The 13,491-nt window shown below is 73.7% G+C and carries 10 protein-coding genes; 4 read left to right on the plus strand and 6 right to left on the minus strand.

Annotation, left to right across the window (positions count from 1 at the left end):
• Nucleotides 1-58: 58 nt before the first annotated feature.
• From ACGFZQ_RS22580 to ACGFZQ_RS22600, 5 genes are all read right to left on the minus strand, one after another.
• Nucleotides 59-928: a biotin-dependent carboxyltransferase family protein gene (locus tag ACGFZQ_RS22580; protein ID WP_393841785.1), complete on the minus strand. Its 870-nt coding sequence runs from the start codon at nucleotides 926-928 to the stop codon at nucleotides 59-61.
• Nucleotides 925-1,542 (minus strand): allophanate hydrolase subunit 1, encoded by a 618-nt coding sequence (locus tag ACGFZQ_RS22585; protein WP_393841819.1) that lies wholly within the window; start codon nucleotides 1,540-1,542, stop codon nucleotides 925-927. The genes ACGFZQ_RS22580 and ACGFZQ_RS22585 overlap by 4 nt, the downstream gene beginning before the upstream one ends.
• Before the next feature lie 98 nt (nucleotides 1,543-1,640).
• Nucleotides 1,641-2,399, minus strand: a complete 759-nt coding sequence (locus ACGFZQ_RS22590; RefSeq protein ID WP_393841786.1) for a LamB/YcsF family protein — start codon at nucleotides 2,397-2,399, stop codon at nucleotides 1,641-1,643.
• Nucleotides 2,400-2,418: 19 nt separating this feature from the next.
• Complete coding sequence (locus ACGFZQ_RS22595) at nucleotides 2,419-3,240, minus strand: putative hydro-lyase (protein ID WP_393841787.1); 822 nt, start codon at nucleotides 3,238-3,240, stop codon at nucleotides 2,419-2,421.
• Nucleotides 3,237-4,556 carry an MFS transporter gene (locus ACGFZQ_RS22600; protein WP_393841788.1) on the minus strand — a complete coding sequence of 440 codons (1,320 nt, stop codon included), beginning with the start codon at nucleotides 4,554-4,556 and terminating at the stop codon, nucleotides 3,237-3,239. The genes ACGFZQ_RS22595 and ACGFZQ_RS22600 overlap by 4 nt, the downstream gene beginning before the upstream one ends.
• A 158-nt stretch (nucleotides 4,557-4,714) precedes the next feature.
• Between ACGFZQ_RS22600 and ACGFZQ_RS22605 the strand changes: the two genes are divergently transcribed.
• From ACGFZQ_RS22605 to ACGFZQ_RS22620, 4 genes are all read left to right on the plus strand, one after another.
• The gene (locus ACGFZQ_RS22605; RefSeq protein WP_393841789.1) at nucleotides 4,715-5,416 is read left to right on the plus strand and encodes a GntR family transcriptional regulator; all 702 of its coding nucleotides are present in this window, start codon (nucleotides 4,715-4,717) and stop codon (nucleotides 5,414-5,416) included.
• Between the two features lie 151 nt (nucleotides 5,417-5,567).
• A complete protein-coding gene (locus tag ACGFZQ_RS22610) occupies nucleotides 5,568-7,097 on the plus strand; it encodes a hypothetical protein (protein ID WP_393841790.1) in 1,530 nt (509 codons plus the stop codon).
• A gap of 103 nt (nucleotides 7,098-7,200) precedes the next feature.
• Nucleotides 7,201-8,064 carry a hypothetical protein gene (locus ACGFZQ_RS22615; protein WP_393841791.1) on the plus strand — a complete coding sequence of 288 codons (864 nt, stop codon included), beginning with the start codon at nucleotides 7,201-7,203 and terminating at the stop codon, nucleotides 8,062-8,064.
• A gap of 46 nt (nucleotides 8,065-8,110) precedes the next feature.
• Complete coding sequence (locus ACGFZQ_RS22620; protein ID WP_393841792.1) at nucleotides 8,111-12,706, plus strand: hypothetical protein; 4,596 nt, start codon at nucleotides 8,111-8,113, stop codon at nucleotides 12,704-12,706.
• Nucleotides 12,707-12,778: 72 nt separating this feature from the next.
• Here ACGFZQ_RS22620 and ACGFZQ_RS22625 read toward each other — a convergent pair whose 3' ends face one another.
• Nucleotides 12,779-13,330, minus strand: a complete 552-nt coding sequence (locus ACGFZQ_RS22625; protein WP_393841793.1) for a hypothetical protein — start codon at nucleotides 13,328-13,330, stop codon at nucleotides 12,779-12,781.
• Between the last annotated feature and the right edge of the window lie 161 nt (nucleotides 13,331-13,491).

The following is a 13,491-nucleotide window of genomic DNA, read 5'->3' on the forward strand; positions in this document are numbered from 1 at the left end:
GGCGCGCGGATGGTGCCGGAGGTGGCACGGCGGTGCCGGACGAGGCCGGCACGGCGGTTCAGCGACGGCGTACGGCCACGAAGCGGACCGGGATGCCCGGGACCGCCTGGGCCGCCGCCGGGAGGTCGGCGGCGCGGACCACCGCGATCACCGGATAGCCGCCGGTGGTCGGATGGTCGGCCAGGAACACCACCGGACACCCGTCCGGCGGCACCTGGACGGCGCCGAGGACCATGCCCTCACTGGGGAGTTCACCGGGAAGGGCCCGCTCCAGGGCGGGCCCTTCCGTGCGCAGCCCGATGCGGTTGCTCGCCGATGACACGCGGTACGCGCGCGAGGTGAACGCCCGGACGGCGGCGGGCGTGAACCAGCCGGCGCGCGGACCGAGCGTCACCCGCAGCACGAGCTCCATGGGCGGGGACGGCTGCGGTACGACGTCCACGCGCGCGTGCGGGCCCACCGGAGTGCCCAGCGGCAGCACCGTGCCGTCCGCCAGTGGGGCCGGCCCGAGCCCGGAGAGCAGATCCGTGGCCCGGCTGCCCAGCACCGGCTCGACGGCGATCCCACCGGAGACGGCCACATAACTCCGTACGCCGGACCGGGCCGCTCCCACTTCGAGCAGTTCCCCGGCCGGCACCACCACGGGCGCGCCCCACGCGGCCGGGCGCCCGCCCACCGCGACCGGACCCGGCGCACCCCCGACCGCGACCACCACCGTGGAACGCGGCCGCACGGCACACCCGTTGAGGGTCGTCTCCAGGACGGCCGCGTCGGGGGAGTTGCCGACCAGCCGGTTGACGAGCGCCGCGGCCGGCGCGTCCAGCGCCCCCGAGCGGGGCACCCCGAGATGCGCGTACCCCGGACGTCCGCGGTCCTGCACGGTGGTCAGCGCCCCGGCCCGTACGACGACGAGCGCACGGTCGGTCATACGCCCCCCACCGGCACGAACCGCACGCGCGCACCCGGCGTCAGCAGCGCGGCCGGCACCCGCACGTGGTCCCACAGCACCGCCTCCGTCGTCCCGATCAACTGCCAGCCGCCCGGCGACGAGCGCGGGTACACGCCCGTGTACGGCCCGGCCAGTGCCACCGCACCCGCGGGCACCGCCGTGCGCGGAGTGGCGCGGCGCGGCATGTCGTAGCGGGCGGGGAGTCCGGTGAGGTAGCCGAAGCCGGGCGCGAAACCGCAGAAGGCGACCGTGAACTCGGTTTCCGCGTGGATGCGGGCCACCTCCCGCTCGGGCACCCGCCAGTGGGCGGCGACCTCGGCCAGGTCCGGGCCGTCGTAACGCACGGGCAGTTCGATCGCCGCACGCGCGCGTGGAGGCGTGGGCGGGATCTCCGCGGCGGCCAGTTCGGCGGCCCAGCGGGTCGGGTCGTCGAGGCCGTCGAGCAGGACCGTGCGGGCGGCCGGCACGATCTCGCGGACCCTCAGCGAGCCCTCCGCGCGCCGCCGCGACAACTCGGCGTGCAGGGCCCGGGCCTCCGCGCCGGAGCCGACCTCGACCAGGAGGGCGTCGTCACCGACGAGCCGGGTTGTCATGGGAGTGGCGGCCTCGGTCTTCGGGCTCGTTTTCATGCTGGGGCTCGTGTCCGTGCTTGTACTCGTGCTCGTGTTCATGCGTGCGTTCATGTCTGTGCTCACGCGAAGGCCGCTACGGTCACGCCCGCCTCCGTGAGCCGCGTGCGCACCCTGCGCGCCAGCTCCACGGCGCCCGGGGTGTCGCCATGCAGGCAGAGTGAGCGGGCGCGCACGGCGATGCGCGCGCCGGAGTGTGCGGTGACCGCGCCGGAGCGCGCCAGCTCCAGCGAGCGCGCCACGACCGCCTCCGGGTCGCTCACCACCGCACCGTCGCGCCCGCGCGGGACGAGTGTGCCTTCGTCGGTGTACGCGCGGTCCGCGAACGCCTCCGTGATGGCCGGCAGTCCCGCCTTCCCGGCCAGCTCCAGCAGCCGTGAACCGGGCAGCCCGAGGACGGGCAGCGAGGCGTCCGCGAGGAGCACGCCGTCGACCACCGCGGCGGCCTGCTCCTCGTCGTGCACGACCCGGTTGTAGAGCGCGCCGTGCGGCTTCACGTACGCCACGCGCGCGCCGGCCGCGCGAGCGAAGACCTCAAGGGCACCGATCTGGTAGGCCACCTCGGCCGCCAGTTCGGCGGACGGCACGTCCATCGCGCGCCGCCCGAACCCCGCCAGGTCCCGGTAGGACACCTGGGCGCCGATCGTCACCCCGCGCCCGGCCGCCAGCTCGCACACCCGCCGCATGGTGGCCGCGTCCCCCGCGTGGAAGCCGCAGGCCACGTTGGCGCTGGTGACGACGGACAGCAACCGCTCGTCGTCGGTGAGCCGCCAGCGGCCGAAGCCCTCGCCGAGGTCGGCGTTCAGGTCGATCGAGGTCATGGATCCGGTGTCTCTCGTGTCAGGCGACGCGGTACTGCTCGTCGCGGGCGTCGGTGATGAACATCTGGCCCGGTGCGTGCGTGATGGCGAACGGCGGCCGGGAGGCCGTCACCACCGCCTGCGGGGTCACCCCGCAGGCCCAGAACACCGGGATGTCGTCGGGGCCGGCGTCCACCGGGTCGCCGAAGTCGGGCCGGCCGAGATCGTCGATGCCGAGTGCCGAGGGATCGCCGCAGTGCACGGGGCCGCCGTGCACCGCCGGGAGCCGACTGCTCTCCTGGATCGCGGCCGACAGACGCTCCGGCGGGACCGGGCGCATCGAGACCACCAGCGGCCCGCTCAGCCGCCCCGCCGGACGGCACGGGCGGCTGGTCACGTACATCGGCACGTTCCGGCCCTGCTCGACATGGCGGATCGGCACACCCGCCTCGGCCAGCGCCCACTCGAACGTGAAGCTGCACCCGAGCAGGAACGACACCAGATCGTCCCGCCAGTACGGTGTGGCGTCCGTCGGCTCGTCCACCAGCTCCCCGTCCCGCCAGACCCGGTAGCGCGGCAGGTCGGTGCGCAGGTCCGCGCCGTCCGCGAGCACCGTGGCCGTGGCGCCGGCGTCGGTGACGTCGAGCACCGGGCAGGGCTTGGGGTTGCGCTGGCAGAACAGCAGCATCTCGTAGGCCCAGTCGGCGGGCACCGAGACCAGGTTGGCCTGGGTGTGGCCGGCCGCGACCCCGGCCGTGGCGCCCGTGAGGCCCTCCCGGAAGCGGGCCCGGGCGGTTTTCGGGCGCCACGCGTGCGCGTGCTCGTCGGCCCGGGCGACAGGACGGTCTTCGGTACGGTTCACGCCAGTTCCTTCCCGCGCGTCTCCGGCAGTCCGAACAGGGCCAGGGCGGCGAGCCCGTATCCGGCCGCGCCGAAGACCAGCGCGCCGCCCACGCCCCAGCTGTCGGCCAGGAAGCCCACCAGGGTCGGGAAGATCGCGCCCACCGCGCGGCCCGCGTTGTACGTGAAGCCCTGCCCGGTGCCGCGCACCGCCGTCGGGTACAACTCGCTCAGGTAGGAACCGAAGCCGCTGAAGATCGCCGACATACAGAAGCCGAGCGGGAAACCGAGCACCAGGAGCGTGGTGTTGGCGCCGTCCGGGATGTTCGCGTACGCCAGCACGCAGACCGCCGACAGCAGCGCGAACAGCCAGATGTTACGGCGCCGGCCCAGCCGGTCGGTGAGGTAACCGCCGGTCAGATACCCGAGGAAGGCCCCCGAGATCAGGAAGGTCAGATAGCCGCCGGTGCCGACGACCGACAGTCCGCGCTCGGACTTCAGATACGTGGGGATCCAGGTGGCCAGCGTGTAGTAGCCGCCCTGGACACCCGTGGACAGCAGGCCCGCGAAGACCGTGGTGCGCAGCAGACCCGGCGCTTCGGCCGTGCCCGGACGGAAGATCGCGGCGAACGAGCCGCGCCGCGGGCTCTGTTCACGTACCGCGACCGCCTGCGGAGCGTCGTGCACCCGGCGGCGCAGCCACACCACGAGCAGCGCGGGCAGGGCGCCGGTCCAGAACATGACCCGCCAGGCCAGGTCGTCGCCGACGAACGAGAAGACCATGGTGTAGACGATCACGGCGAGTGCCCAGCCGACGGCCCAGGAGCTCTGGATCGCCCCGAGCGTGCGGCCGCGGTGCCGGGCGCTCGCGTACTCGGCGACCAGGATCGCGCCGACCGCCCACTCGCCGCCGAAGCCGAGGCCCTGGAGGGCGCGGAACACCAGCAGCGTCTCGTAGTTGGGCGCGAAGCCGCAGGCCACGGTGAAGACGGCGTAGGTGATGACCGTGATCATCAGGGCGCGGACCCGGCCGACCCGGTCCGCGACCACACCCGCGGCGGCGCCGCCGACCGCCGAGACCACCAGGGTGACGGTGGTGAACAGGCCGGTCTGGCCGCTGTCCAGGCCGAAGTACGCCGCGAGCGCGACCATGCTCAGCGGCAGGGTGAAGTAGTCGTACGAATCCAGTGCATATCCGCCGAAAGCACCGGCGAACGCGTGCCGACCGCGCGGACCGAGGGCGCGCAGCCAGCCGAACGCGCCGTCCTCGGCGGTGCGTTCACCCTTGCCCGGGTGCGCGTCGGAGGTCAGGGCCTGCGGTGGAGGAGTCGTGCTCATGGGCACCTCGCAGAAGCATGAAGAGGGGACGGAGGGTGCGGGGACTGAGCCGTGCGGTGCCGTGCCAAGGAGAGCGTGCTGAGCACCGTAGAGGATCGTTCAACGATCCTTCAATACCCACGTTGTTTCGTTCCTGTGTCTGCGGTTGAATTCCGGGCATGGCAGAGCAGCTGACGGGACTGGCCGACGACCGTTCCCTCCTCGGGCGCACCAGCACCGCCGAACGGGTCTCCGACATCCTCAGGAGCCGGATCGCCGACGGGTATTTCCCGCCAGGCACCCGCCTGTCGGAGGACGGCATCGGCGGCGCGCTGGGCGTCTCCCGCAACACCCTGCGCGAGGCGTTCCGGCTGCTCACCCACGAACGCCTGCTGGTCCACGAACTCAACCGGGGCGTCTTCGTCCGGGTCCTGACCGTCGAGGACGTCGAGGACATCTACCGCACCCGGTCCCTGGTCGAGTGCGCCGTCGTACGCGGCCTCGGCGAGCGCCCGTACGTCCTGGACGGACTCTCGGCGGCGGTCACGGAAGGCCGGCAGGCGGCGGCCGGAGATGACTGGAAAGCAGTGGGTACGGCCAATATCCACTTCCACCGGGAACTGGTCGCCCTGGCCGGCAGCGAACGCACCGACGAACTGATGCGCAGCGTCTTCGCCGAACTCCGCCTCGCGTTCCACGTCGTCGACGACCCGCACGCCCTGCACGAGCCGTACCTGGCCCGGAACCAGGAGATCCTGCAGTCGCTGCAGGGCGGCGACAGGCACGGGGCGGAACGGCTGCTGGAGACGTACCTCACTGATTCACTGGAGCGAGTGGTGGAGGTCTACCGCCGCAGGGTCGGTGAGGACCTGACTCCGTAAGGGGGCAGCGCCCCGTCAGGGGCGCGGGGAACTGCGCGATCAACCCCCACCGAGCCGCACTTTGCGAACCGGCCTGCCCTACCCGGCCCCACCGGCGGAGCCACCCGCGTCGTTTGGGTCGTTGTCAGACCAAGGACCTAGTCTGTGCACCGTGACTTCGCCTGCGACGACGGACAGCGTTCCGCCCCAGCTCAGCGCGGGGCCGCGCCCCGCACCGGGCCCGGCCGCCGACGAGGGGCTGGCGCGGCGGCTGCGCGCGCTCGCCTGCACCGCGCCGCTGCACGACCTGGACACGCGCAAGGCGAACCTCGCGGGCGAGTACTCCGTGTACGGCATGGCCGAGGTGGCCCTCTCCGCCATCGACCTGGTCACCCTGAACATGGACTTCGACACCGGCGCCGACCACGAGCAGATCGTCGCCCGGCTGATCCCGCGCATCTCCGCCCAGACGCCGCACCGCCCCGTCGCCGAGCACGAGCGAGTGGCCCGCTGGGTCCTGGAGAACCTGATCAACGTCGGCAGCGTCGACCGCGGCTTCCGCGCGGTGTACGGCACCTTCGCGCCCGACGGGTCGTACGTCCGCCGGGACTACGACTTCAAGCTGATCGAGGAGGTACCGGGTCCCGGCGGCACGGTGTATCTCCGGACGACCGACGAGGCGGTCAACGTCCTGGTCGGCGCCCTCGACACGGACGTCACCAGCGCCCAGATCGCGGCCGAGGTCAAGCTGGAGGTGCTGATCAACCGCGGCCGCCTCGCCGACGCCCAGCTCGCCGCCGAGCAGGCCCGCTACCGGACCGTGCAGTACTCGGAGACCCTGCGCCGCGCCCTGGACGCCACCCGGCGCAACGTCCGCGCCGTGGACTGGCTCAACGCCGTCCCCGACATGATCGCCGAGGCCCTGGACCACGTCGCCGACCGCTACCGGCACGAGAACGCGATCCTCACCAACATCCGCAAGGCCCGCGACGAGACCGAGGACCCCGAGAACAAGCGGCGCGCCGCCGAACTCGTCGACATCGTCAAGGACTGCATCCGGCGCCACACGCAGTTGCAGTCGCGTCTGCTGGAGGCCGGCCCGCTGTTCCGCGCGGAACAGGACCGGCAGGCCTTCGCGACGCCGATGACGACGTCGGGGACAGACCTGTACGGGCACCTCGTCGCGCCACTGCTGCCGTTGCCGCTGGAGCAGGCGAGCCGGGTCACCGGGGCGTTCTTCGCGCACGGGACCGGGCTGCGGACACCGGTGTCGGTGCGGGTGGGCGACCTCGTCGACATACTGCTGACGCCGCCCGCGGAGCGGGAGCACCTGGGTGCGGAGATGCCGGAGCCGGACCTCATCGCCACGCCGGACGACAGCCGGTTCAGCGAGGAGCAGCTGGCCGACGCCATGCGCTTGCTGGACCTGCCGGCCGACGCGCCTCGGCGGTTGTCGGGGTTGCTGGCGGAGGCGCGGCGTGTGGGGGGCGAGGATCTGGCCTACCTGGTCGCGTTGCTGGCGGTGCACGCCGCCAGCCCAGCCGTGGGCACGGCCTACCGGCAGGGCGAGGAGAAGCTGCTGTTCGCGGTGGACGACGGCACGGAGCTGGACGACCCCGGCTTCGGTGGCGCCGATCTGATCGTCGGGACCGCGCTGCTGGATGCGGCGGGGATGGCTGCGGACCGGACCGAGGCCGCGTGATGTCGTGTGCCGGGTGCGGGCCGTCTGTGGCTGGTCGCGCAGTTCCCCGCGCCCCTGAGGGAGTCGCCCACCCCCCTGTTTGCAAGATGAGGGAGTTGTCGTTGTGAGCGAGTACGTTGAGGCTGAGGTGTCTGCCGGGTCGGCGCATGCTGCCGTTACCCCGGCCGACGCCGCCGATGCCGCGCGGCTCGTCGCCTTCGGGCTGCAGCCCAGGCTGCAGCCCGCGCGTGATCAGGAGTACACCGAGCTGCTGCGGCGCTACCGGGAGGACCCGCCGTTCGCGCGCCTCGCGGATGCCGTGGCCGCCGGGCTCGGGCTGGTGGTGCTGGAGGTGTCGCCCCGCGCCGGGATGGCCGTGACCGCCGCCGAGGACTCGGTGTTCGCCGTTCGCATGGGCGACTACGCGCGTCGTACCTCCGCGGACGGCAGCGACCGGTTCCTGCACGGGCTCGCACATCTCGCCGTCGCCGCGCTGGCGTTCCCGCGCCCCGAGGACCTGGCCGACGACGGCTACATCGGGCGGATCACGGTCAACGGCGTCGACGCCTTCGTCCGGCAGGCCTGCCGCCGCTTGGAGGAGCGGGCCGACGAGCTGGGGGAGAACACCGACCCGGCCACCGACGCGCCCGGCCTGGAGGCCGCCTGGCGGATCTGGGCCAGACGCAGCGCGACCGGCGCCACCAAGGACGCCCGCCGGCTGGCCGGATCCACCACGGGCATCATCGGCAAGGCGGTCGTCTTCCTCACCGACTCGGGGTTCCTCCAGCGCACCGGCGACGACCAGGGCGGCACCTACCGCACGACGGCCCGCTACCAGCTCCAGGTGCGGGACATGGCCGGCAGCGCCGCCATGGCCGAGCTGCTGGAACTCGGCGTCGTCCCGGTCACCGACGGCACGGCCAGCCTGCTGCCCGCCGACGACAGCGACGACCTGGTCGCCGACGCCGGGCTGCCGTTCCACTCCTGACCGTCCAGAATCCCCGCACCTTTCCCCAGACTTACGAGAGTCCGCCATGTACGAGCTGTCCCGGGTCCGCCTCTACTCCATCGGGCCCGCCGGTGCGCGCTACGCCGACACCGTGCTGGACCTGCGGGGCGTCGGCCGGCCCGTGCCCGACCCGGCCCCCACCCAGGCGGAGTTCTTCGAGGAGGAGCCGGTCGGTCCGCCGCGCCGCCCCGCGCCCGCCGGCGTGCTCTTCCTGGAGAACGGCGGCGGCAAGTCGGTGCTGCTGAAGCTGATCTTCTCGGTGATGCTGCCGGGCCACCGCAACACCCTCGGCGGCGCCAGCTCGGGCGTGCTGCGCAAGTTCCTGCTCGCCGACGACTGCGGGCATGTCGCCCTGGAGTGGCAGCACACACTCACCGGTGAGTGCGTGGTCGTGGGCAAGGTGAGCGAGTGGCGGGGACGGCAGGTCTCCAACGACCCGCGGAAGTTCGCCGAGGCCTGGTACTCGTTCCGTCCCGGGCCCGGACTCTCCCTGGACAATCTGCCGGTCGCCGAGTCGACCGCCGTACGGCCGCCGGTGGAGGGCGCCTCCGGGGCGCAGGGGCGGCGGCGCACCATGAAGGGCTTCCGGGACGCCATCACCGAGGCGGGCAAGGCGTATCCGCATCTGGAGGTGCACTGGGAGGAGATCCACGACCGCTGGATCGAGCACCTCGGCGACCTCGGCCTGGATCCCGAACTCTTCCGCTACCAGCGGGAGATGAACGCCGACGAGGGCGAGGCCGCGGGGCTGTTCGCCGTCAAGAAGGACTCCGACTTCACCGACCTGCTGCTGCGGGCCGTGACCGACACCCGGGACACCGACGGGCTCGCCGACCTGGTCGGCGGCTTCGGCAACAAGCTGGGGCGGCGCGCCGAGCTGATCGCCGAACGGGACTTCACCGCCGGGTCGGTGGATCTGCTGGGGCGGATCGTCGAGGCGGCCGAGGCACGGGCACGCGCGCGTGACATCCACGCCGGCGCCGAGCGCCGGACCCGCACGCTCGCGCGCCGGTTGTCCGCGCGGGGCGCGCAGGAGCGGGTGCGCGCCGCCGACCTCGCCCAGCGCGTCACGGCTGCCGCGTACGCCGTCACGCACTCCGAGGGCGCCCGCGAGCGCAGCGCGCTGATCGCCGCCGAACTCGCCTACCGGCACGCCTCGCTGGCACTGGCCGCCGGTGAGAAGTCCGCCGCCGGGCAGAAGCGCGAGCTGGCCGACGCACGCACCCTGCACTCGGCCTGGCAGGCCGCCGAAGCCGTGCTGCGCCACCGCGCCGCCGCCGACCGCGTCGCACGCGTGGCCGCCGCCATCCAGGATGCCGAGCGGGACGCGGCCCCCGCGCTCGCCGCCCGCGCCAAGGCCGCCGTCGATCTCGTACGGGCCCTGCACGCGGCCGCCGGGAGCGCGGAGCACCTCGCCAACGAGGAGGAGGAGCGCTCCGCAGCCCTCCAGGAGGTCAGCGACTCCGCCCACCGGGACTCGACCTCCGCCGCCACCGAGGCGCAGCGCGCCCGCAGCGAGGCCGGGCATCTGCGCCAGCGCCTCGGCGAGGTCGAGCAGGAGACCACCGAGGCCGTCCGCGCCGGCTGGCTCGACGACAGCGCCCCGGACGCCGACCCGGCCCGCGCCGCCCTCGCGGCCAGCGACGCCGAGAAGACCGCCGTGGCCGCCTGGGACACCGCGCGCGAGGCCTCCCGTAAGGCGTCCGAGCACGCGCGCGAGGCGGCCTCCGCCGAATCCCGCGCCGAACTCACGGCCGCCCGCGCGGCAGACGCGGCGACCGCCGCCGAGCGGACCTACGACGCGGAGAAGCGCCTGGCGGAGGCCCTGGCGGCGGAGGAACGGCTCACCGAGCTGCTGGGTCTCACCGGTTCGCGTACGACCATCCCCCGGCCCCGGGGCGAGAGCGCGGAGGACGGCCTCAGCGCCGAGGAACTAGACCGGTTCGCCGACGAGTTGCGCGAACTGCTCGACGACGCCGTCGGCTCCGCCGAACGGCACCTGTTCGAACTGCGTACCGCGGCCGCCGACGACTCCCGGATCCTCGGCGCCCTGGGCGACGGCGGACTGCTGCCGCCCGGCCCCGATGTGCTGGCCACCGTCGAGTACCTCGGCGAGCACGGCATCCCGGCGCTGCCCGGCTGGCGCTATCTCGCCCAGGCCGTCGACCCGACGGACCACGCGCGCGTGCTCGCCGCCCGCCCCGAACTCGTCGACGGCGTCATCATCACCGACCCCGACACCCACGCGCGGGCGCGTGAGGCGCTCGGCGAGGCCGCCCTGCTGCCGCGCTCCGCCGTCGCCGTCGGCACGGCCGCCGCCCTGCTCGCCCCGACCCCGGCCGCCGACGCCACCCCGGGCGACGTGTTCCTCGTACCGCCGAACCCGGCCATGCACGACGAGCACGCCGCCGACGAGGAGCGACAGGCGCTGCGCGCCCGGGCCACCGAGCGGGACGAGGAGATCCGTACCCTCGCCGCCCGGCTCGGCAAGGACCGCGAGCTGGCCGCGCGGCTCGCCTCCTGGCGCACGGGCTGCCCGGCCGGGCGGCTCGTGGAGCTGGCGCAGATCGCCCGGGAGGCTCGGGCGTTCGCCGAGGAGTCCGAGGCCGAACTGGCCGAGGCACGGACGGTGCGGGCCGAGACCGAGGAGACGGCCGCCGAGACCGCCCAGGTGCGCGACGAACGGCAGGAGGCCGCACAGAGGGCCCGGCGTGCCGCCGACGCCCTCGCCGGCCTCGCGTTCCGGCTGCGCGAGCGGGCCGGCTGGCAGGTCAAGCTGCGCGAACTCGCCGACGAGGCCACAGAGTCGGAGGCCCGCGCCCAGTCCTGCCTGGAGCGCGCCCGTGTCGCCGACGAGGACCGGCGCGGCGCCCAGCGCGCCGCCGACGACGCCCGCCGCACCGCCCGCGCGCTGCGCGCCGAGCGCGCCGAGATCGCCGGCGCCCCCGACGACCTACCGGAAGCCGACGAGAACGCCCCCAAGTCCTCGCTGCCCGCCCTGCGCGAGGCCTACCGGGCCGCCTCACAGGTGTACGAGAAGGTCGGCGTCGGTGCCGACCTCCGTGCCGAGCAGGCCCGTTCGGAGAGCGACGAGAGCGCCGCGCTCGCGGAGCTGGAACGGCTGACCAACAAGGTCCGCACCCGCGCGGAGCAGCTGCTCCAGTCACCCGGCGGCTCCGACGGGCCCTCCCGGCAGGCCGCCGCCGCCCGCGCGGAGGAGCTGGTGCAGCTCCTGGAGACCCGGATGTCCACCGCGAGCGAGCAGCTCGGCCGGCTGCGCGGCGAGGCCGAGCGGCACGCCCCCGAGGACGGCGAGGCACACACCGAGCTGCCCGACGAGCTCCAGCCGCGCGACGCCGAACACGCGCAGGCCCTGCTGCGCACCGCGACCGCCGAACTCGCCGCCCGCACCGAGGCCCTGACCCAGGCCCGCGAGGCACACACCGAGCTGCTGGACGCCCATCGCGCGGCCGAGGACGCGGCCGGCGGCTTCGACGAGATCGCCGCGATGCTCCGCGACCTGCTGCGCGAACACACCACCGAGGAGGAGCAGGAGGAGCCCGAGCCCTACCCCGGCACCCTGGAGGAGGCCCGGCAGTCCGCCGCCGAGGCCCGCCGGTCGCTGCGCGGCTGCGCCGGTGACCTCTCCGCCGCCGAGTCCGCCGTACGCGAGGCGAGCGATGTGCTTGTACGACACGCCAACTCCACACGGTACGAAGCGGTCCGGACGCCCGCGCGGCAGCAGATCCGTGAACTGCCCGCCTCCGCGCTGCCCGAGCACGCCCAGAAGTGGGCGGACGCCTTCGCGCCCCGACTGCGTGTGCTGACCGACGAGTTGGCCCAGCTGGAGCGCAACCGCGACTCGATCGTGGACCGGCTGCGCGGGCTCGTCGAGTCGGCCCTCGCGACCCTGCGGTCCGCCCAGCGGCTGTCCCGGCTGCCCGAGGGGCTCGGCGAGTGGTCCGGGCAGGAGTTCCTCCGCATCCGCTTCGAGGAGCCCGACCAGGCCACGCTCACCGAGCGGCTCGGCGAGGTCGTCGACGAGGCGACCCGGGCCGCCGTGAAGAAGAACTCCGATCTGCGACGGGACGGAATGTCCCTGCTGCTGAGGGGAGTGGGGGCGGCCCTGCAGCCGAAGGGGGTCGCCGTCGAGATCCTCAAGCCGGACGCCGTGCTGCGCGCGGAGCGGGTGCCGGTGGGACAGATGGGGGACGTGTTCTCCGGTGGGCAGCTGCTCACCGCGGCCATCGCCCTGTACTGCACCATGGCCGCGCTCAGGTCCAACGACCGCGGGCGTGACAAGCACCGGCACGCGGGGACGCTGTTCCTCGACAACCCCATCGGACGGGCCAACGCGACCTATCTGCTGGAGCTCCAGCGGGCCGTGTCGGACGCGTTGGGCGTGCAACTGCTGTACACGACCGGGCTGTTCGACACCACCGCGCTGGCCGAGTTTCCGCTGGTCATCCGATTGCGCAACGACGCCGACCTCAGGGCCGGGCTGAAGTACATCAGCGTGGAGGAGCACCTTCGGCCCGGTCTGCCGCAGCAGCCGCAGGCGGGGGAGGCCGGGCACAGCGAGATCACGGCGACCCGCATGTTCAAGAAGCCGTCGGCCTGAAGTGCTTCAGAGCCTGTAGGCCCGTCCCCCCGTCCTGCACGTTCTGCACGTTCTGCAAGGGCGGTGCCGGCCTCAGGGGTGGGACAGTCGCCCGGTGCTGCCGCCCCGCCGCCGTATCCGCTCCTGTTCGCGCTCGGCGGCCCGCTGCTGCCGCCGGGCCGCGCGCCGCTCGCGGCGCAGCGAGCGTGCCGTGCTGCTCGGCTCCGAGACCACGCCGTTGCGCTGGTTCCACACCTGACGGGTCACCAGGACGTCGACCGCGCCCCAGGTGGCCACCACCGTGCTCGCCACGCTGCTGATCACCATCGGGAACGCGAGCCAGGACTCCGCCATCGTGCAGAAGAACGCCACCATGGCCTGGATCAGTGTGACGGCGATGATGATGAGCGCCCGCACCGCCGACGTACGCACCGGATCCGGCATCCGGTACCGCTTGGCGGGCTGCTCCACCCACAACGGCCGGTACTGCGCCTGCTGTTGCGTGCGCGCAGCCCGCGCACCGGAGAGCTCCTCGTCGCCGCCGCGCGGCGCACGGCCGCCGTCCGGCGCCTCTGGCCCCGGACGCACCGTCGAGCGTGCAGCCGTGCCGTCCTCCGGCGCCAAGTGCCGCTGAGCCGTCCCCATCAAGGTGTCACTCCCCACCGCCGACAGACCCCCTCGCACCGGTGTCCGACGACCCCGGCTCCCCAGTGGCTGCCCGGCTTGCGCTGTTTTACGCCGCCCGGATGCGAGATACGGCTCCTGTGGCCGATTTAGCACCCCTCGCCCATCAACAAGGACGAACG

Origin of the sequence: Streptomyces sp. NPDC048254 (assembly GCF_043201895.1) — a bacterium.
Lineage (GTDB): Bacteria > Actinomycetota > Actinomycetes > Streptomycetales > Streptomycetaceae > Streptomyces.

Excerpts from the sequence above, each read along its gene's own strand:
- ACGFZQ_RS22580 (WP_393841785.1), bottom strand. The coding sequence starts at position 928 with ATGACCGACCGTGCGCTCGTCGTCGTACGGGCCGGGGCGCTGACCACC.
- ACGFZQ_RS22585 (WP_393841819.1), bottom strand. The coding sequence starts at position 1,542 with ATGACAACCCGGCTCGTCGGTGACGACGCCCTCCTGGTCGAGGTCGGC.
- ACGFZQ_RS22590 (WP_393841786.1), bottom strand. The coding sequence starts at position 2,399 with ATGACCTCGATCGACCTGAACGCCGACCTCGGCGAGGGCTTCGGCCGC.
- ACGFZQ_RS22600 (WP_393841788.1), bottom strand. The coding sequence starts at position 4,556 with ATGAGCACGACTCCTCCACCGCAGGCCCTGACCTCCGACGCGCACCCG.
- ACGFZQ_RS22605 (WP_393841789.1), top strand. The coding sequence starts at position 4,715 with ATGGCAGAGCAGCTGACGGGACTGGCCGACGACCGTTCCCTCCTCGGG.
- ACGFZQ_RS22620 (WP_393841792.1), top strand. The coding sequence starts at position 8,111 with ATGTACGAGCTGTCCCGGGTCCGCCTCTACTCCATCGGGCCCGCCGGT.
- ACGFZQ_RS22625 (WP_393841793.1), bottom strand. The coding sequence starts at position 13,330 with ATGGGGACGGCTCAGCGGCACTTGGCGCCGGAGGACGGCACGGCTGCA.